This window comes from Burkholderia sp. AU30198, from assembly GCF_020419825.1.
Lineage (GTDB): Bacteria > Pseudomonadota > Gammaproteobacteria > Burkholderiales > Burkholderiaceae > Burkholderia.
Window position 1 is genome coordinate 26964 of the sequence record NZ_JAIZSA010000013.1, and the last position, 17383, is coordinate 44346.

Consider the following 17383-nt stretch of genomic DNA (forward strand, 5'->3'; position numbering starts at 1 on the left):
CGGGAGCGTTCGAACGACATGGACAAGCTTGAACAGTTTCTGACGCGCGCCGAAGCGCTGCTCGGCCGTCTCGAGGGGATGCTGCCGCCCGCACCGGCGGCGGTCGACTGGAATGCCGCGCACGCGTTCCGCTGGCGCAAGCGCCAGGGGCGCGGCTATCTGCAGCCGGTGCCGGCCGTGTCGTCGATCACGCTCGACGACCTGCACAACATCGATCGCCAGAAAGGGCTGATCGAACAGAACACGCGGCAGTTCGTGCAGCAGAAGCCGGCCAACAACGTGCTGCTGACCGGCGCGCGCGGTACCGGCAAGTCGTCGCTGATCAAGGCGTGCCTGAACGCGTATGCGAACGACGGCCTGCGCCTGATCGAAGTCGACAAGGACGACCTGCACGATCTCGGCGACATCGTCGACCTGATCGCGCAGCGTCCCGAGCGCTTCATCGTGTTCTGCGACGACCTGTCGTTCGAGGAAGGCGAGTCGGGCTACAAGGCGCTGAAGGTCGCGCTCGACGGCTCGATCGCCGCGCAGTCAGACAACGTGCTGATCTACGCGACGTCGAACCGCCGCCATCTGCTGCCCGAGTACATGAGCGACAACGAGACGTACAAGCATCTCCCGGATGGCGAGATTCACCCCGGCGAAGTCGTCGAGGAGAAGATCTCGCTGTCGGAGCGCTTCGGCCTGTGGGTCAGCTTCTATCCGTTCAAGCAGGACGATTACCTCGACATCGTCGGGCATTGGCTGCGTCATTTCGGTTGCCCGGATACGGAGATCGAGTCCGCACGCGGCGACGCGCTCGTGTGGGCACTCGAGCGCGGTTCGCGCTCGGGGCGCGTCGCGTGGCAGTTTGCGCGTGACTGGTCGGGCCGCAAGGAGCAGGCATGAGCGCGGATCTCGCACAAGGCGCCGTGCGCGCGCCCGATGGCCGCAAGGTGACGGAAGTCGCGGTTGGCGTGATGGTGCAGCCGGATGGCCGCTACCTGCTTGCTCAGCGGCTGCAGGGCAAGCCGTATGAAGGTTACTGGGAGTTTCCGGGCGGCAAGCTGGAGGCCGGTGAAAGCGTCGAGGACGCGCTGGCGCGCGAACTGCACGAGGAACTCGGCATCGAAGTCACGGCGAGCCACCGCTGGCACACGCTCGAGCACGATTATCCGCATGCGTACGTGCGGCTTTATTTCTGCAAGGTGACGGGCTGGACGGGCGAGCCGCACAGCAAGGAAGGGCAGGCGTTCGTATGGCAGCAACTGCCGGTCGAGGTCGCGCCGTTGCTGCCGGCCGCGCTGCCGGTGCTCGAACTGCTCGAGAAGGAAGCTGCGTCGAACTGACGCCAAGATAGCCTGCCGGAAAGGCGGGCCATATCACTAGCGGGCGGTGCCGCGCATCGCTCAGCTGTCGCGGCGGCCGTCCGTGCCGTCTTCTTCCGACGAGGGGCCCTCGTCGGAGGATCCACCGATCCGGTACTTCTCCGCGGCCCATGCGCCGAGGTCGAGCTGCTTGCAGCGGGCCGAGCAGAACGGGCGGAACTGATTTTCGGGTGTCCAGCGCACTTCGGCGCCGCACGACGGGCATTTCACAACGGTAGTCATACGAAAGCGATCCGGCACGCGGCCGTTACAGATTGCACAGTGTCAGATGGAACGGCACGTCGATGTCCACCGCGCGCGGCCGCACATCGCCGTCCTGCATGGTGAACCGTACCCACAGCATGTATTTGTTGGCGCTCGCTTCGGGAATGACGCGCAGCTCCGGCGCTACGCGCACCTGCATCAACTGGTAGGTGCGGCCGGACAGCATCTGCTGATAGCTGCCCTGCATCGCCATGACCTTCGACGCCTGGCCCGATTCGCGCGCGAGCCGCAACACGATCGTCACCGCGTCGCGCAGCGGCAGCATCGGCAGGATCCACTTCGCGATGTCCTGACGCCGCTGTTCGGCGGGCCACTGCTGCCATGCATAGTACGACGGCAGGTCGAACTTGCACGTGCCGCCGGGAATCACTGCACGGCTGCGGATGCTGGCGAGCCACTCGTTGTCGACGAGGTGCTGCCCGGTCTTGCCCTGCATCTGCGCGAGATTCGCGAGCGTCTGCTCGATTTCGCCGAGCACGGCTTCGAGCGCGTTCTGCTCGATGCCCGGATTGCCGCGAAAGGGGGCGAGCGTCTGGCGCTGACGTTCGAGCTCCTTCATCAGATCCGATTTCAGATCCGCGCGGCCCGTTACCTCGGCGATTTCGAACAGCGTCGTCAGCGCGACGTGGTGTTCACGCGGGTCCTCCTGAGCCAAAAAGAACGCGAAGCGCTCGAAGAGATCTTCGAGGCGCAACAGCGTGCGAATTCGCTCGTTGAACGGATACTCGTAAAGAATCAAGCGCGCTCGCCTCTTGGGTAGGAATTGAAACAATGCAGGACATTCTAATGCTCACTCTCTACCCTAGCAACGCGCCAATTTCGTACACCATCACGATTGCGCACGCGGTTCAGCGCGCGGCGGCCGCGAACCCGAGATAACGTTGGTGCAGTGCATCGACCTGTGCCGCGAGCGCGTCGGGTGTCGTCGCGTCGTTGACGATCACATCGTCGGCCGCCGCGAGACGGGCCTCACGCGTTGCCTGCTTCGCGATGATTGCTTCGACCTGCTCGCGCGTGAAGCCGTTGCGTCGCATCACGCGTGCGATCTGCGTTTCGACCGGGCAATCGACGACGAGCACGCGATTGCTGCGCGTCTTCCAGTTGCCTGATTCGACGAGCAGCGGCACGACGAACATCACGTACGGGCCCTGCGCCTCGCGTGCTTCGCGATCGGTCTCCGCGCGGATCAGCGGGTGCGTGATCGCTTCGAGGCGCTGGCGCGCGGCGTCGTCGCCGAAGATCAGTGCGCGCATTTTCGCGCGGTCGAGCGAGCCGTCGGCGGCAACGAAGCCGCGGCCGAATGCCTGTTCGATCGCGGGCATCGCGAGGCCGCCCGGTGCGGTGATGCGATGGGCGATCAGATCGGTATCGACCAGCGACGCGCCGCGGGCGCCGAACAGATCGGCGACGGTGGTCTTGCCGCTGCCGATGCCGCCGGTGAGTCCAATTGCGAACATGTCAGCCTCCGAGCGCCGAATAGAAAGGGGTGCCGAAAAACAGCGTCGCGACGCCGCCTGCCGCGAGGAACGGGCCGAACGGAATCGGCTCCTCGAAGCGCATGCGGCCGCGCCAGGTCGCTATGAGTCCGACGATCGCACCCGTCACCGCGGCGAACAGCACGACCTGCGGCAGTGCGGCCCAGCCCATCCATGCGCCGAGCGCGGCGAGCAGCTTCAGGTCGCCGAACCCGATGCCCTCGATGCCGCGCAGCCATTTGAACAGCCAGTAGATCGACCACAGGAACAGGTAGCCGGCCATGGCCCCGATCACGGCCGAGCGCAGCGACGTGAACGTGCCGCCGAGGTTCAGCACGAGCCCGGCCCAGAGGAGCGGCAGCGTCATCGAGTCGGGCAGGTAGCCGGTCCGGATATCGATCGCGCTCATCGCGAGCAGCGCGGCGCATAGCGCGAACGCGGCAAGCGCGGCGACGGTCGGGCCGAATGTCGCGAGCGAGCCGGCGGCGAGCAGTGCACACGCAAGTTCGACGAGCGGGTAACGGATGCCGATCGCGTGGCCGCAGCGGCGGCAGCGCCCGCGTAGCATCAGGTAGCTGACGAGCGGGATGTTTTCCCATGCGCGCAGCACGTGGCCGCAATGCGGGCACGCGCTGCGCGGACGCCACAGATCGTAGCGCGGCGGGTAGCCGTCGTCGGGCGGGGCGCTCGCGTTGCCGGTCGCTTCATCGATCTCGGCTTGCCACGCGCGCTGCATCATCACGGGCAGCCGGTGCACGACCACGTTCAGGAAGCTGCCAATGCAAAGGCCGATGACGACCGCGAACGCATACTGCAGCGCGGGCGGCAGCATCGCCAGCGCGAGCAGCGTGCTCTCGGGCGAATCGGTAACGGCGGACAGGGGCGCTGGCGTCATGAGGCTCAAGGTTCGGACTAAAAGGCGACAGAATCGGTTGCGATGCTACACCACGTTGCCGAGCTGAAGGATGGGCAGGTACATCGCGATCACGAGACCGCCGACGAGTGCGCCCAGCACGATCACGATCAGCGGTTCACCGAGCGCGGCGAGTGCATCGAGACGCGCGTCGAGCTGGCGTTCGCACAGTGCGGCGATGTCGGCGAGCATCGTGTCGAGCGCACCGGTTTCCTCGGCGACGGCGATCGGCTGGACGACGTCGTCCGGAAAGCAGCCGGCCGACTGCATCGCGTCCGCGAGACGCGCGCCGCGCAACACGCGGGCTGCGATGTGCGCGGTGGCGCGCTCGAACACCGGATGGCCGGCCGCGCGCTCGAGCGTGGCGAAGGCGTCGGCGAGCGGCACGCCGGCGCCGAGCAGCGTCGCTAGCGAGCGGCACCAGCGTGCAGCCGCGTACCGGCTGAGCGCACTACCCGCGAGCGGCGCGTGCAGCAGGTGCCGCGCGACAGCGTGGCGCAGCGGTGCCGACCGCCGCAGCGCGTACTGTGCGGCCAGCCCGGCTGCCGCCGTACCGGCAACGAGCACACCACCCCACGCAGACAGCGCGGAGGACAGCGCGAGCAGCGCACGGGTCGGCGCCGGTAGTGCGGCGCCAAAACCGTCGAAGAGCTGCCGGAACGTCGGCACGACCCATACCATCAACGCGGCCGAGATCGCGAGTGCGAACAGGATGACGGCCAACGGATAGGCGAGCGTGGCCCGCAGCTTGCGCCACTGCGCGTCGGCGCGCTCGCGGTGTTCCGCGACCCGTGTCAGCACGACGCCGAGCGAGCCGGACGCTTCGCCGACCTCGATCAACTGGCGATACAGCGTGCCGAACTGCGATGGATAGCGTGCGAGCGCATCGGCGAAGTGCCGGCCGGCGAGGATCTCGCGTGCGAGACCCGCAGCGATGCGCGGCAGTCCGTCGCGTGGCCGCGTGCGCGCGAGCATCTCGAGCGACGGCGCGAGCGGCAACCCGGCCTGTAGCAAGCTCGCGAGCTGGCGCGTGAAGCGTGTGATGTCCCGCGCGCTGGCCGTTGGCGGCCGGGCCGGCCCGCGGACGTCGAGCGACAGCACTGCGATGCCGTCGCGTGCGAGCGCGGCGCGCGCCGCGTCGGTGTCGAACGCGATGACGATCCCGTGGCGCGGCGCGCCGTCGCGACGGCGGCCGCGCCATGCGAAGCGGGTTTCGCGCGGCGGTGGTCGCATGCTCATGCCGCAGGTGTCGCGGCGAAGGCTTCGGCGATGCTCGTCGTGCCGTCGTGGACGCGCGCGAGCGCCGCGTCGCGCAGACTGCGCACGCCTTCGGCTGCCGCGCATTGCGCGAGTTCGCCGACGCTCGCCCGTGCGACGATGCGTTCCGCCAGCCCGGGCGATACCGGCATCGTCTGATGCAGGCCGACACGGCCGCGATAGCCGATCCCGTGACAGGTCGAACAGCCCCGCGCGACGAACGGCCGCCATCCGGCTGCGAGGGCAGCCGGGTCGCAGCCGGCCTCCCGCAGGACGGGCACCGGTGCGTCCGAGTGCACGCGGCAGGCGGCGCACAGCCGCCGAACGAGGCGCTGCGCGGTGACGAGGTGCAGCGCGGCCGCGAGGTTGTACGGTGCGACGCCGATGTCGAGCAGCCGCGCGACGGCGGCCGGCGCGTCGTTCGTGTGCAGTGTCGACAGCACGAGATGGCCGGTCTGTGCGGCCTTGATCGCGACGTCGGCCGTCTCCGCATCGCGAATCTCGCCGACCATGATGATGTCCGGATCCTGTCGCAACAGCGCGCGCAGTGCAGTCGCGAACGTGAGCCCCGCCTTTTCGGCGACACCGACCTGGCTGATGCCGTCGAGCTGGATCTCGGCGGGATCCTCGACCGTGCAGACGTTGTGCGCGTTGCGATCGAGCATCTGCAGCGCGCAGTAGAGCGACAGCGTCTTGCCGCTGCCGGTCGGGCCCGTGACGAGCACGAGGCCATGCGGTGCACGTATCGCGGCCTCCATCGCGGCCGCCTGCTGCGCGTCGAAGCCGAGGCGGGCGAGCGTGAGGTCGGGCGGCAGCGTTTCGAGGCGCCGCAGCACAAGCTTTTCACCGAACAACGTGGGCAGCGAACTGACCCGGAAGTCGCCGCGCGTACCGCCGTCGATCGCGATGCGCAGCCTGCCGTCCTGCGGGAGCCGCCGCTCGGCGATGTCCATGCGCGCGAGCACCTTGATCCGCGTGACGAGCGCGTCGCGCAGATGAAGCGGCGGGCGCGCATGTTCGTGCAGCACGCCGTCGATGCGCAGGCGGATGCGCCAGCCGGCTTCGAACGGCTCGACGTGGATGTCGGATGCGTCGCGCACGCGTGCCGCGTGAAGCGTGTCCGTCAGCAGCCGCACGGCCGGCGCATCGTCGAGCTGGGCCGCGTCGAGCGCACGCGGTGCGGTGGCACGCGACGCATCGGAGTGGGTGGGCGGCGGCTTGCGCAGCGGCGCCCCGGGAGGAGGGAAATGCATGTGAGCCGGCACGCTGGCCGCCTGTTGACCGTGACCAGCAGATGGTCGCGCGTCGCGGGCGGCGCCGGCAGTCGGCCGTTCGGCTAGCGCGCGTTGGTGCGTGCGGTGCGTGAGCCGAGCGGCTTGAAGAGCTTGACCGTGCGCACGGCCTGATCGTCGCTGCGCATCACCTCGAGCATCACGTCACCGATTTTCAGGCACACGTCGTCTTCCGGAATTTCCTCGAGGATTTCGAGAACGAGTCCGTTCAGCGTCTTCGGCCCGTCGGTGGGCAGCTTCAGGTGCAGCCAGCGATTCAGTTCGCGCAGCGGCATGCTCGCCGAGACGATGCATTCGCCGTTCTCGTCCCAGCCGCCCTTGCGTTCGCTGCGCGGCATCGACGTCGTGAATTCGCCGATCAGCTCCTCGATGATGTCTTCGGGCGTGACGAGCCCTTCGAGCTCGCCGTACTCGTTGACGACGAGCGCGGTCCGCTGCCGCGTTTCCTGGAAAAACTGGAGCTGCTGAACCACCGGCGTGCCCGACGGCACGTAGTACGGCTCGGCGAGCAGCTCGCGCAGCGTTTCGCGGTCGAAATCCTGGTTGTGCAGTGCAGTCAGCGTCTTGCGGACGTGCAGCACGCCGAGCACCCGGTCGATGTCGCCTTCATAGACGACCAGCTTGTTGTGATAGCAGGTTTCCAGCTGATGGAGGATGTCGTCGAGCGGCGCGTAGAAGTTGAGCGATTCGATCTGGCGGCGCGGCACCATCACGTCGTCGACCGTGATGTTCTCGAGATCGAACAGGTTGAGCAGGATGCTGCGGTGCTTGGTCGGCATGAAGCTGCTCGACTCGAGCACGATCGCGCGCAGTTCGTCGGCAGACATCCGCTGGTCGCGGCCTTTCGCCGTATTGATGCGCAGCACGCGCAGCACGCCGTGAGCAAGTGCGTTGACGAACCAGACGACCGGCTTGAACACGCGCATCAACGGCGCGATCACGAGGCTCGCAGGAAGCGCGATGCGCTCCGGGAATGTCGCGCCAACGATCTTCGGTGCGATTTCCGCGAACACGATGATCAGGAACGCGACGATGCCGGTCGCGATCGACAGCGCGAGGTTGTTGCGGCCGAACGTGTGCAGCGCGATCGACGTCGTGAGGACCGGGATGATCGTGTTGAACAGGTTGTTGCCGATCAGGATCACGCTGAGCAGCAGGTCGGTGCGTGTAAGCAGGCCCTGGGTGGTTTTAGCGCCGAGCGCGCCCTGACCGGCGAGATGCTTCAGCCGATGGCGGTTGAGCGCCATCATCGCGGTCTCGGAAATCGAAAAGAAGCTGGAACAGAGGAGAAGCAGGAAGACGGCGCCGATTTGCGCCCATAAGGGAATTTGGTCCACGCGTTGGAAGGGCAGTGAAGGACAGGAATGGAGGGAATATAGCAGAGGCCGGCGACCGTGATGTGTCCGACGGGGCCGCGGGCTCGGCACGGGCGTCGCGCGCGTCAGCGCGTGATCACCGGAAATTCGGTCGCGACAATGGCTCCGGCCTGCGTCCGGTTCACGTTGCGAAAGCTTTTCGAGTGTTCAACTTTAGTCAATTCTCGGTAATTTCTAAAAATCTTCGATAACCTTTCGCATCCATCAAGCGGTGAGTGCAAACTTTTCGTCTCATGAAACGGGCGTACAGTCGTGCCACGCCTGCTGACAATTGACGAGACACGTGTATGGCTATGACAGAGCAGGCTCGTCTGGAGCGGGTCGAGTCGGACTTCGATACCCTGCTTATCGACCGCACGAGCGCGGTCAGGTGACATCGGCTGTCGGCCTGCATCAGCCGGCCGAGCATTATTAATACAACGCGGTAATGAATCTCGCGGCCCACGGCAGGCAATCGTCAATCGATACGCATCGATATGCGCGACGCGGTTTGCCGGAGCAGGCAGGTCATGCGCGGTACAAGTACGATGCCGAACATCAAGGTACTGCAATGAATCCGACGGAATCCGACGTTTTGACCGCCATCAGAGGGGGGCGGCTCGCGAGTGTATTGCGTGGCGAGGCGTGTGTGTTCCGCACGCCGCCCGAGATCAACGATGACATGCGTCCGACCGATCACGCGGAGCTTCTGGAGCGAGCGTTATATCCGCTCAGCCGAACGGAAGGTGTCGATCTCGTCCAGCGTGAACTCGAGCACGCTTTGCAAGCCACATGCAACGACCCGCTGGGTGTCTTCTGTGCGATTCAGTGTTTTTACATGGCGCTGATGGACGAGCAGAGCGGCAGCTCGCCACTCCATCTGAATCGCGACTGGTTGCCGAAGCTTTTGGCATCGGCTTTCCTCAAGGAATCGGCAGGACTGCATGCACTTGCGTTGCGGCCCAACGATCATCTATACGATCGCTCGTATCGCGTGACGCTATCCCGGATGCACATTCTGGCAAAGGATTGCAGCATCGATTGGGGAGTTGCCTTGCCGCCACTTTGAATTTCCGGATTATCGGGCTGGCGATCGCGTCTTTTACGCTCCGCGAAAAGATCGGTAAGGACCGGTGCGCGAGGCTGTTGAAGCTTGCCGGCAATGGTCTGGTGAGTCCGGGTAAAGGGTTTCGGCTCCGGGGTTTCGGCTCCGGAGGTGGGGCGGAAAGTCCAGGACGGCCCGATAAATCTGGCCTTGCGAAGTCGGGAGGCTTGAGCGGAGAGTTTGCTTGAGCGAAGGGTCCCGTATATCGCGAGGCCGGATGTTCTCGCTTTGGCGTCGATCCGCTCGCGCCGGCGGTTTGCGGAATAGTCTGCTTCGTACAAGGCACCGGCGCCATCCGGCGTCTGCCGTCGTCTATGCCGGTGTCTGGAAAGCGGGCAAAAAAAATGCCCCGTCGATTCGACAGGGCATTCTTCGTACAGCCATGACAGCGTTGACTACAACATCAAGCTGAAAAGGATCGATGTTTCGATGATCCTTGAAAATCTGGTCGGGGTGAGAGGATTCGAACCTCCGGCCTCTACGTCCCGAACGTAGCGCTCTACCAGGCTAAGCTACACCCCGATTTATACTCTTCCGATTTCGCGGTTTTTTTAAAACCGCTGCGTCGTCAAGCAAGAACGTAACTATAACGACGTTTCTTCAAAAAGGGAAGCGCTTTGTGAAGAAATTTTTCGAGACAGGTGATTTTCCCGTGTCGAACGTGCGTCGCAGCCGGGGCGGCGACGCACGACATGCACTTACGACTGCCGCGACGTCGAGTACGAGCACAACGCGAGCAGGCTTTCCTTGTAGATCGAATCGGGGAACGCGGCGATCGCTGCCGCTGCCGCCTGCGCTTCCTGGCGTGCGCATTCGAGCGTGTGATCCAGTGCGCCTGAGCGCGTGATCGCTTCGAAGATCGTGTCGAAGCGATCGGTGCCACCCTGTTCGATCGCCTCGCGTGCCAGCGCCGACTGCTCGGGCGTGCCGCGTTCGATCAGATAGATGAGCGGCAGCGTCGGCTTGCCTTCGCGGAGGTCGTCGCCGGCATTCTTGCCCATTGCTTCGACGGTGCCCGCGTAGTCGAGCCAGTCGTCCATGATCTGGAATGCGGTACCGATCCGGCGGCCGTACTCGGCGGCGGCAGCCTCGGTCGGCGCATCGGCGCCCGCGAGCACCGCGCCCAGGCGTGCCGACGCCTCGAACAGCTTGGCCGTCTTGTAGCGGATCACCTGCATGTAGCGCGTTTCGTCGACGTCCGCGTCGTGCATGTTGAGGAGCTGCAGCACCTCGCCTTCCGAAATGATCGTCGTGGCTTCGGACAGAATCTCCATCACGCGCATCTTGCCGACGCCGACCATCATCTCGAACGAGCGCGAATAGAGGTAGTCGCCTACCAGCACGCTCGCCGCGTTGCCGAACAGCGCATTGGCGGTCTGGCGGCCGCGGCGCAGCTCGGATTCGTCGACGACGTCGTCATGCAGCAGCGTGGCCGTGTGGATGAATTCGACGACGGCGGCCAGCACGTGCCGCTGGTGCGACGTCTCGCCGAGCGCACCGGCGACGAGCAGCAGCAACGCCGGGCGCAGCCGCTTGCCGCCCGCGCCGATGATGTACTCGGCGATCTGGTTGATCAGCAACACGTCGGACGCGAGGCTTTGCCGGATAACGCGATTCACCTGCTCCATGTCACTGGTGATCGGAGCGAGCAGGTGGGCGGCGCTGAGGGTGGGGGAGGCGGTGGACGACGACATGATGATGGAATTGGGTGATGCGGCGGATTATAAGGCGAATCCGAGATATCCCGGTCTGTGACACGTGCCGCAGCCGCGAATTTGGCCATTCGGCCGAGGCCGGCGCGCGGCAATCGTCGATGGGTTTTGACTTCGGTGCTAAGCCCATGTATAATCACGTGTTTTCCGCGCGTGGTGTGCGGAAAATTTGGATCCAGAGTGAGGTTCTCAATGTACGCGGTCATAAAAACCGGCGGCAAGCAGTACAAGGTTGCCGTTGGCGAAAAACTCAAAGTAGAACAGATACCGGCTGACATTGACGCTGAAATCACGCTCGACCAGGTTCTCGCAGTGGGCGAAGGCGAATCGATTAAGTTCGGTACGCCGCTGGTCAGTGGGGCTTCCGTCAAGGCCACCGTTGTGTCGCACGGTCGTCATGCCAAGGTCACCATCTTCAAGATGCGTCGCCGGAAGCACTACCAAAAGCACGGCGGCCACCGCCAGAACTACACTGAGCTGCGCATCGACGCGATCAACGCGTAAGCGCCTCGGTAAAGGAGCAATCAGATGGCACACAAAAAGGCAGGCGGCTCTTCCCGGAACGGCCGCGACTCCGAGTCGAAACGTCTCGGCGTGAAAGTGTACGGCGGCCAGGCAATCAATGCCGGCGGCATCATCGTGCGTCAGCGCGGTACGCGTATGCACGCAGGCGAGAACGTCGGCATGGGCAAGGATCACACCCTGTTCGCGCTGGTTGACGGTCACGTCAAGTTCGCGACCAAGGGCGCGGACAAGAAGCATCTGGTCATCGTTGTCCCGGCGGCTGCCTAAGTTCAGGCACCCACGGGCTTCGTAGCCGAAAGGCCCCGCAGTCTTCGCGGGGCCTTTTTTTATTTGGCCGCCGGGCGCGTGTGCGTTCGGGCGGCCATCGCGCAACCGGCGTACGATCGGCCGAACGGCAGATTGTTCAAGCGCGCCGGTGCGCGGCACAATAGCGGAAATACTGGGCGGAGTGACGAATGAAGTTCATTGACGAAGCACGAATCGAAGTCATCGCCGGAGACGGAGGCGATGGCAGTGCGTCGATGCGCCGCGAGAAATTCGTCCCGTTCGGCGGGCCGGACGGCGGCGACGGCGGCCGGGGCGGTAGCGTATACGCGATCGCCGACCGCAACATCAACACGCTGATCGACTACCGTTACGCGAAGAAACACCTGGCGCGCAACGGCGAAAACGGGCGCGGCTCGGATTGCTACGGCAAGGGCGGCGACGACGTCACGCTGCGCATGCCGGTCGGCACGATCATCAACGACATGGATACTGGCGAGTTGATCGCCGACCTGACCGAGCACGACCAGCAGGTGATGCTTGCGCAGGGCGGCTCCGGCGGGCTCGGCAACCTGCATTTCAAGTCGAGCACGAATCGGGCGCCGCGTCAGAAGACGGACGGCAAGCCGGGCGAGCGACGCATGCTGAGGCTCGAGCTGAAGGTGCTCGCCGACGTGGGTCTGCTCGGCATGCCGAACGCGGGCAAGTCGACGTTCATCTCGTCGGTGTCGAACGCAAGGCCGAAGATTGCCGACTACCCGTTCACGACGCTTGCGCCGAATCTCGGCGTGGTGCGTGTCGGCCCGAGCAAGAGCTTCGTGATTGCCGATATCCCGGGGCTGATCGAGGGTGCCGCCGAAGGCGCGGGCCTCGGCCATCAGTTCCTGCGCCACCTGCAGCGCACCGGCGTGCTGCTGCATCTGGTCGATCTCGCACCGTTCGACGAAACCGTCGATCCGGTTGCGGAAGCGACGGCGATCGTCGGCGAACTGCGCAAGTACGACGAAGCGCTGTACGAGAAGCCGCGCTGGCTCGTGCTCAACAAGCTCGACATGGTGCCGGAAGACGAGCGCAAGGCGCGCGTCGCGGATTTCCTCGAGCGCTTCGAGTGGGACGGCCCCGTGTTCGAGATCTCGGCACTGACGGGCCAGGGCTGTGAAGCGCTGTGCTACGCGATCTACGATTACCTCTCCGAACATTCGGACGCGCATCGCGCGGCGGAGGCGGAAGATCTCGCGGCCGACGTGCGCTTCCGCGACGCGCCGCCTCCCAAGGGCGATGTGGCGCCGGGCGACGACGCCTGAGTTGTTCCGGAACGCGCCGGGCGTGCCGCCCGGCGTCGGCGTTCAATCGCGTCCGGCCGGGCAGGCATCAGATACAGGAGACAGTGCAGGATGCGTTCGATCATCGCGGATTCGAAGCGATTGGTGGTGAAGGTGGGCTCCAGCCTCGTGACCAACGACGGCAAGGGGCTCGATCATGCTGCAATCGGCCGCTGGGCGGCCCAGATCGCCGCGCTGCGCGCCCAGGGCAAGGAAGTCGTGCTCGTCAGTTCGGGCGCGATTGCCGAAGGGATGCAGCGGCTTGGCTGGAGCAAGCGGCCGCGGGAAATCGACGAATTGCAGGCTGCCGCCGCAGTCGGCCAGATGGGGCTCGCGCAGGTCTATGAGAGCCGCTTCACCGAGCACGACATCCGTACCGCGCAGATCCTGCTCACGCATGCCGACCTGGCAGACCGCGAGCGTTACCTGAATGCGCGTTCGACGCTGCTGACGCTGTTGCGGCTTGGCGTCGTGCCGATCATCAACGAGAACGACACGGTCGTTACCGACGAAATCAAGTTCGGCGACAACGACACGCTCGGCGCGCTCGTGGCAAACCTGATCGAAGGCGATGCGCTGATCATCCTGACCGACCAGTCAGGGCTGTTCACGGCCGATCCGCGCAAGGACCCGAACGCGACGCTCGTTGCGGAAGCCAGCGCGGGCGCGCCGGAGCTCGAGGCGATGGCGGGCGGTGCGGGCTCGAGCCTCGGCCGCGGTGGGATGCTGACGAAGATCCTCGCGGCGAAGCGTGCGGCGCACAGTGGCGCGAACACCGTGATCGCGAGCGGCCGGGAGACCGACGTGCTCGTGCGTCTGGCGGCCGGCGAGGCAATCGGCACGCAACTGATCGCACGTACCGCGCGGATGGCGGCGCGCAAGCAGTGGATGGCCGACCATCTTCAGGTGCGCGGCCATGTCGTGATCGACGCCGGCGCGGTCGAGAAGCTGACGGCCGGCGGCAAGAGCCTGCTGCCGATCGGCGTGATCGCCGTGCAGGGTGCGTTCGCGCGCGGCGAAGTCATCGCGTGCGTCGATCCTGCCGGGCGCGAAGTGGCGCGTGGGCTCACGAACTACAGCAGTGCGGAGACGAAACTGATTCACCGCAAGCCGAGCGGCGAGATCGAATCGGTGCTCGGCTACATGCTGGAGCCCGAGTTGATCCATCGCGACAACCTGGTGCTGGTGTGACCATTCGCGTTGTCGGTTCCGGCCTTCAAATGAAAAAGCCCGCGTGATGCGGGCTTTTTCATGCGGCGGACAGGCGGCGCGGCGGGCGCCGCGCGCCGTCAGCGCAACTGGCTCATCGCGGTGCGGTGAAACCGGATGTTCTCCAGGATCTGCTGGGTCGTGCCCTGCGGCATCTTGTTCGAGCAGAAGTAGTCCTGATAGAGCGCCGAGTGGTAGGCATTCAACTCGCCGTTCTCGATGCGCCGCCAGTCGTTCTCGACCGTGCGATCCCAGCCGTCGTGTTCCGAATTGAGGCCGGCATACTGGCGCCATTCGTAGGTGTCGCAGCGGATGCCTTCGTAGTTCACGTTGCGCGCGCCGGCCGGGCTCGTGATGACGACCGCGTAGCGCACGACGCCATCGGTGCCGACCACGAGCGACTTCGCGTCGACGAAGAACTTGAGCGGCGTGTTCTGGGATACGTTGAACGGCAGCAGGTCGCCCGTCTGCGGCAGCGGCGGCAGCGTGTCGACCGCGTTTTCCTTCCAGGTGCCCTGGCGGTCCAGCAGATACACGAACTCGCTGTCATCCTTGTTGGTCGGCGTCTTCGAATTCGCGCAACCTGCCAGCGTGGCCACCGCGGCAATCGATGCGAGCGCGAGAGCAATCGCTTTCAATATGCATTCCTCGTAAAAAAAGGGCGCGACACCAAGGTCGCGCCCGGTCATGCAGTTCGATTCGTCATTTGCCGACGATCACGTGGGGCGGCATCTCGTCGAGCGTGCCCGCTTCCACTTCGATCTCCGAACAGACTACCGATGTGTCGACAATCGTCAGCGTCTGCTGGGCCTGCACGCCAATGACGCGCGGATAGCGCGACAGACGCGGCCCGCGCGGCTTCTCGGCTTTCTGCGCCGGGCGGCGCAGGAAGCGCGACAGTTCCGTCAGCGCCAACTGATAGACATCCCGCTTGAACTCGATCACCGCATCGAGCGGCACCCAGTACTCGTTCCAGCGCCACGCATCGAACTCCGGGTGGTCGGTCGCGCGCAAGCAAATGTCGCAATCGCGTCCAACCATCCGCAGCAGGAACCAGATCTGCTTCTGGCCGCGGTAATGACCGCGTACTTCGCGTTTAATGAACTTGTCAGGCACCTCGTAACGCAACCAGTCGCGGGTGCGGCCGATTATCTTGACGTGTTCCGGATGCAGGCCCGTTTCCTCGTGCAGTTCCCGGTACATCGCCTGCATGGGGGTCTCGCCGTACTTGATCCCACCTTGAGGAAACTGCCAGGAATGCTCGCGGAGCCGCTTGCCCCAAAACACCTCGTTGCGCGCGTTCAAGAGGATGATGCCGACGTTCGGGCGAAAGCCTTCACGATCCAGCATACAACCACCTTCGAATCCTTTAAAATTGCTTTGATTATAAACAGATAACGGGCGCTGCGCACCGTGACGGAGCGAATCCGCGCGGGGTACACCGGCTGAATTGTCCCTGATTAGTCTGCTACGTCGTCTGCGCCATCGTCGTCCATCGTTGTTCGCCGCGCGCAGCTTTTTCACCTTGAAACTTTTTCGGGCGCCCCGCCTGGGGGCGCCGTTTTTGGAACCGTCCGCATGAAAGCTTCCCGTTTCTTTATCGGCACCCTGAAAGAGGCACCCGCCGACGCAGAGATCGTCAGCCACAAGCTGATGGTGCGCGCCGGCATGATCCGTCGTGTCGCCGGCGGCATCTATAACTACCTGCCGGTCGGCCTGCGTTCGATTCGCAAGGTCGAGGCGATCGTGCGCGAGGAAATGAACCGGGCGGGCGCCATCGAGCTGCTGATGCCGGCCGTGCAACCAGCCGAACTGTGGCAGGAATCGGGCCGCTGGGAGCAGTACGGCCCCGAGCTGCTGCGCTTCAAGGACCGCAAGGACAATGACTTCGTGATCGGGCCGACGCACGAGGAAGTCATCACCGACATCGCGCGCAACCAGATCAAGAGCTACCGGCAGATGCCGGTGAACTTCTACCAGATCCAGACGAAGTTCCGCGACGAGATCCGCCCGCGCTTCGGCGTGATGCGCGGCCGCGAATTCATCATGAAGGACGCGTACTCGTTCGACAAGGATGCGGCCGGCCTGAACGAGTCGTATCGCAAGATGTACGACGCGTACGTGCGCATCTTCACGCGCCTCGGCCTCGAGTTCCGTGCGGTCGCGGCCGACAGCGGCTCGATCGGCGGCAACTTCTCGCACGAATTCCACGTGATCGCCGACACCGGTGAAGACGCGATCGCCTACTGCCCGACGTCCGAGTTCGCGGCGAACATCGAGGCGGCCGAAGCACTGCCGCTGAGCGCCGAACGCGCAGCGCCGGCCGAAGCGATGGAGAAGGTCGCGACGCCCGGCAAGGCGAAGTGCGAAGCCGTCGCCGAACTGCTGGCCATCCCGCTCGAGCGCACGATCAAGTCGATCGTGCTCGCGACCGACAACGAAGGCGCCGAGCCGACCATCTGGCTCGTGATGCTGCGCGGCGATCACGATCTCAACGAGATCAAGGTGTCGAAGCTGCCGGGCCTGAAGAACCACCGCTTCGCGACCGAGCAGGAAATCGTCGAGTGGTTCGGCACGCCGCCGGGTTATCTCGGCCCGGTCGGCACGAAGAAGCCGGTGAAGGTGATTGCGGATCGTACGGTCGCGAACATGAGCGACTTCGTCGTCGGTGCGAACGAGGTCGACTATCACATCGCGGGCGTGAACTGGGGCCGCGACCTGCCGGAGCCGGACGTCGCCGACGTGCGCAACGTGAAGAAGGGCGATCCGTCGCCGGACGGCAAGGGCGTGATCGACATCTGCCGCGGGATCGAGGTCGGCCACGTGTTCCAGCTCGGCACCAAGTACTCGGAAGCGATGGGTGCGACGTTCCTCGACGAATCGGGCAAGCCGCAGCCGATGCTGATGGGCTGCTACGGCGTCGGCGTCACGCGTATTCTCGGCGCGGCGATCGAGCAGAACTTCGACGACAAGGGCATCATCTGGCCGGAATCGATCGCGCCGTTCGAAGTCGTGCTGTGCCCGATGGGCTATGACCGCAGCGACATGGTGCGCGAGACCGCCGACAAGCTGTACGCGGAACTCGTCGCAGCCGGCATCGACGTGATCCTCGACGATCGCGGCGAGCGCCCGGGCGTGATGTTCGCCGACTGGGAGCTGGTCGGCGTGCCCCATCGCCTCGTGATTGGCGAGCGCGGCCTGAAGGAAGGCAAGATCGAGTACCAGGGCCGCCGCGACGCCGAAGCGACGCTGCTGCCGGCCGACGCGGCTGCTGCGACGGTCGCGGAGACGATCCGCGCTGCGCTCGCGCGCTAAGCGTACCG

At 64.9% G+C, this 17383-nt stretch carries 18 protein-coding genes and 1 tRNA gene; 8 read left to right on the forward strand and 11 right to left on the reverse strand.

Annotation, left to right across the window (positions count from 1 at the left end):
• Nucleotides 1-18 precede the first annotated feature (18 nt).
• Together LGN19_RS25680 and LGN19_RS25685 are read left to right on the forward strand one after the other, a co-directional pair.
• The gene (locus tag LGN19_RS25680) at nt 19-888 is read left to right on the forward strand and encodes an ATP-binding protein (protein WP_226217815.1); all 870 of its coding nucleotides are present in this window, start codon (nt 19-21) and stop codon (nt 886-888) included.
• On the forward strand, nt 885-1328 hold the full coding sequence (locus tag LGN19_RS25685; RefSeq protein WP_043191453.1) for an NUDIX domain-containing protein: 444 nt from the start codon (nt 885-887) through the stop codon (nt 1326-1328). The genes LGN19_RS25680 and LGN19_RS25685 overlap by 4 nt, the downstream gene beginning before the upstream one ends.
• Nucleotides 1329-1388: 60 nt before the next feature.
• On the opposite strand, the gene LGN19_RS25690 is transcribed toward LGN19_RS25685, so the two are convergent.
• From LGN19_RS25690 to LGN19_RS25720, 7 genes are all read right to left on the reverse strand, one after another.
• Nucleotides 1389-1589, reverse strand: a complete 201-nt coding sequence (locus LGN19_RS25690) for a DNA gyrase inhibitor YacG (protein ID WP_027788444.1) — start codon at nt 1587-1589, stop codon at nt 1389-1391.
• 25 nt (nt 1590-1614) lie between these two features.
• Complete coding sequence (zapD, locus tag LGN19_RS25695) at nt 1615-2370, reverse strand: cell division protein ZapD (RefSeq protein ID WP_043191449.1); 756 nt, start codon at nt 2368-2370, stop codon at nt 1615-1617.
• 109 nt (nt 2371-2479) lie between these two features.
• Complete coding sequence (coaE, locus tag LGN19_RS25700) at nt 2480-3088, reverse strand: dephospho-CoA kinase (RefSeq protein WP_226217817.1); 609 nt, start codon at nt 3086-3088, stop codon at nt 2480-2482.
• A gap of 1 nt (nt 3089) precedes the next feature.
• Nucleotides 3090-4001, reverse strand: coding sequence for a prepilin peptidase (locus tag LGN19_RS25705; protein WP_122944406.1), 912 nt, complete (start codon nt 3999-4001; stop codon nt 3090-3092).
• 45 nt (nt 4002-4046) lie between these two features.
• Nucleotides 4047-5258: a type II secretion system F family protein gene (locus LGN19_RS25710; protein WP_226217819.1), complete on the reverse strand. Its 1212-nt coding sequence runs from the start codon at nt 5256-5258 to the stop codon at nt 4047-4049.
• On the reverse strand, nt 5255-6529 hold the full coding sequence (locus LGN19_RS25715; protein ID WP_226217821.1) for a GspE/PulE family protein: 1275 nt from the start codon (nt 6527-6529) through the stop codon (nt 5255-5257). Before LGN19_RS25715 ends, LGN19_RS25710 begins: the two co-directional genes overlap by 4 nt.
• Before the next feature lie 83 nt (nt 6530-6612).
• Nucleotides 6613-7905 carry an HlyC/CorC family transporter gene (locus LGN19_RS25720; RefSeq protein ID WP_226217823.1) on the reverse strand — a complete coding sequence of 431 codons (1293 nt, stop codon included), beginning with the start codon at nt 7903-7905 and terminating at the stop codon, nt 6613-6615.
• A gap of 466 nt (nt 7906-8371) precedes the next feature.
• On the opposite strand from LGN19_RS25720, the gene LGN19_RS25725 reads away from it, so the two are divergent.
• Nucleotides 8372-8992 carry a hypothetical protein gene (locus LGN19_RS25725; RefSeq protein WP_226217825.1) on the forward strand — a complete coding sequence of 207 codons (621 nt, stop codon included), beginning with the start codon at nt 8372-8374 and terminating at the stop codon, nt 8990-8992.
• 481 nt (nt 8993-9473) lie between these two features.
• On the opposite strand, the gene LGN19_RS25730 is transcribed toward LGN19_RS25725, so the two are convergent.
• Both LGN19_RS25730 and LGN19_RS25735 read right to left on the reverse strand, forming a co-directional pair.
• Nucleotides 9474-9550: transfer RNA gene (locus LGN19_RS25730), tRNA-Pro, on the reverse strand.
• A 176-nt stretch (nt 9551-9726) separates the two neighbouring features.
• Entirely contained in the window at nt 9727-10722 is a 996-nt protein-coding gene (locus tag LGN19_RS25735; RefSeq protein WP_034182656.1) for a polyprenyl synthetase family protein, read from the reverse strand.
• A gap of 210 nt (nt 10723-10932) precedes the next feature.
• Between LGN19_RS25735 and rplU the strand changes: the two genes are divergently transcribed.
• From rplU to proB, 4 genes are all read left to right on the forward strand, one after another.
• On the forward strand, nt 10933-11244 hold the full coding sequence (rplU, locus tag LGN19_RS25740) for a 50S ribosomal protein L21 (protein WP_006025184.1): 312 nt from the start codon (nt 10933-10935) through the stop codon (nt 11242-11244).
• 24 nt (nt 11245-11268) lie between these two features.
• Nucleotides 11269-11532, forward strand: a complete 264-nt coding sequence (rpmA, locus tag LGN19_RS25745) for a 50S ribosomal protein L27 (protein WP_006476999.1) — start codon at nt 11269-11271, stop codon at nt 11530-11532.
• A gap of 188 nt (nt 11533-11720) precedes the next feature.
• Complete coding sequence (gene obgE / locus LGN19_RS25750) at nt 11721-12833, forward strand: GTPase ObgE (RefSeq protein ID WP_226217827.1); 1113 nt, start codon at nt 11721-11723, stop codon at nt 12831-12833.
• A 90-nt stretch (nt 12834-12923) separates the two neighbouring features.
• Complete coding sequence (gene proB, locus LGN19_RS25755) at nt 12924-14042, forward strand: glutamate 5-kinase (protein WP_122944411.1); 1119 nt, start codon at nt 12924-12926, stop codon at nt 14040-14042.
• A gap of 98 nt (nt 14043-14140) precedes the next feature.
• Here the strand turns inward: proB and LGN19_RS25760 are convergent, their stop codons facing one another.
• Nucleotides 14141-14749 (reverse strand): CNP1-like family protein, encoded by a 609-nt coding sequence (locus LGN19_RS25760; RefSeq protein WP_122944412.1) that lies wholly within the window; start codon nt 14747-14749, stop codon nt 14141-14143.
• Between the two features lie 13 nt (nt 14750-14762).
• Complete coding sequence (locus LGN19_RS25765; protein WP_122944413.1) at nt 14763-15410, reverse strand: RNA pyrophosphohydrolase; 648 nt, start codon at nt 15408-15410, stop codon at nt 14763-14765.
• Nucleotides 15411-15638: 228 nt separating this feature from the next.
• Between LGN19_RS25765 and LGN19_RS25770 the strand changes: the two genes are divergently transcribed.
• On the forward strand, nt 15639-17375 hold the full coding sequence (locus LGN19_RS25770; RefSeq protein ID WP_226217829.1) for a proline--tRNA ligase: 1737 nt from the start codon (nt 15639-15641) through the stop codon (nt 17373-17375).
• The last annotated feature ends 8 nt before the right edge of the window (nt 17376-17383 follow it).

Coding starts and splice junctions, on each gene's coding strand:
- LGN19_RS25680 (WP_226217815.1), top strand. CDS start 19: ATGGACAAGCTTGAACAGTTTCTGACGCGCGCCGAAGCGCTGCTCGGC.
- LGN19_RS25685 (WP_043191453.1), top strand. CDS start 885: ATGAGCGCGGATCTCGCACAAGGCGCCGTGCGCGCGCCCGATGGCCGC.
- LGN19_RS25690 (WP_027788444.1), bottom strand. CDS start 1,589: ATGACTACCGTTGTGAAATGCCCGTCGTGCGGCGCCGAAGTGCGCTGG.
- coaE (WP_226217817.1), bottom strand. CDS start 3,088: ATGTTCGCAATTGGACTCACCGGCGGCATCGGCAGCGGCAAGACCACC.
- LGN19_RS25705 (WP_122944406.1), bottom strand. CDS start 4,001: ATGACGCCAGCGCCCCTGTCCGCCGTTACCGATTCGCCCGAGAGCACG.
- LGN19_RS25710 (WP_226217819.1), bottom strand. CDS start 5,258: ATGAGCATGCGACCACCGCCGCGCGAAACCCGCTTCGCATGGCGCGGC.
- LGN19_RS25715 (WP_226217821.1), bottom strand. CDS start 6,529: ATGCATTTCCCTCCTCCCGGGGCGCCGCTGCGCAAGCCGCCGCCCACC.
- LGN19_RS25725 (WP_226217825.1), top strand. CDS start 8,372: ATGAATCTCGCGGCCCACGGCAGGCAATCGTCAATCGATACGCATCGA.
- LGN19_RS25735 (WP_034182656.1), bottom strand. CDS start 10,722: ATGTCGTCGTCCACCGCCTCCCCCACCCTCAGCGCCGCCCACCTGCTC.
- rplU (WP_006025184.1), top strand. CDS start 10,933: ATGTACGCGGTCATAAAAACCGGCGGCAAGCAGTACAAGGTTGCCGTT.
- rpmA (WP_006476999.1), top strand. CDS start 11,269: ATGGCACACAAAAAGGCAGGCGGCTCTTCCCGGAACGGCCGCGACTCC.
- obgE (WP_226217827.1), top strand. CDS start 11,721: ATGAAGTTCATTGACGAAGCACGAATCGAAGTCATCGCCGGAGACGGA.
- proB (WP_122944411.1), top strand. CDS start 12,924: ATGCGTTCGATCATCGCGGATTCGAAGCGATTGGTGGTGAAGGTGGGC.
- LGN19_RS25760 (WP_122944412.1), bottom strand. CDS start 14,749: ATGACCGGGCGCGACCTTGGTGTCGCGCCCTTTTTTTACGAGGAATGC.
- LGN19_RS25765 (WP_122944413.1), bottom strand. CDS start 15,410: ATGCTGGATCGTGAAGGCTTTCGCCCGAACGTCGGCATCATCCTCTTG.
- LGN19_RS25770 (WP_226217829.1), top strand. CDS start 15,639: ATGAAAGCTTCCCGTTTCTTTATCGGCACCCTGAAAGAGGCACCCGCC.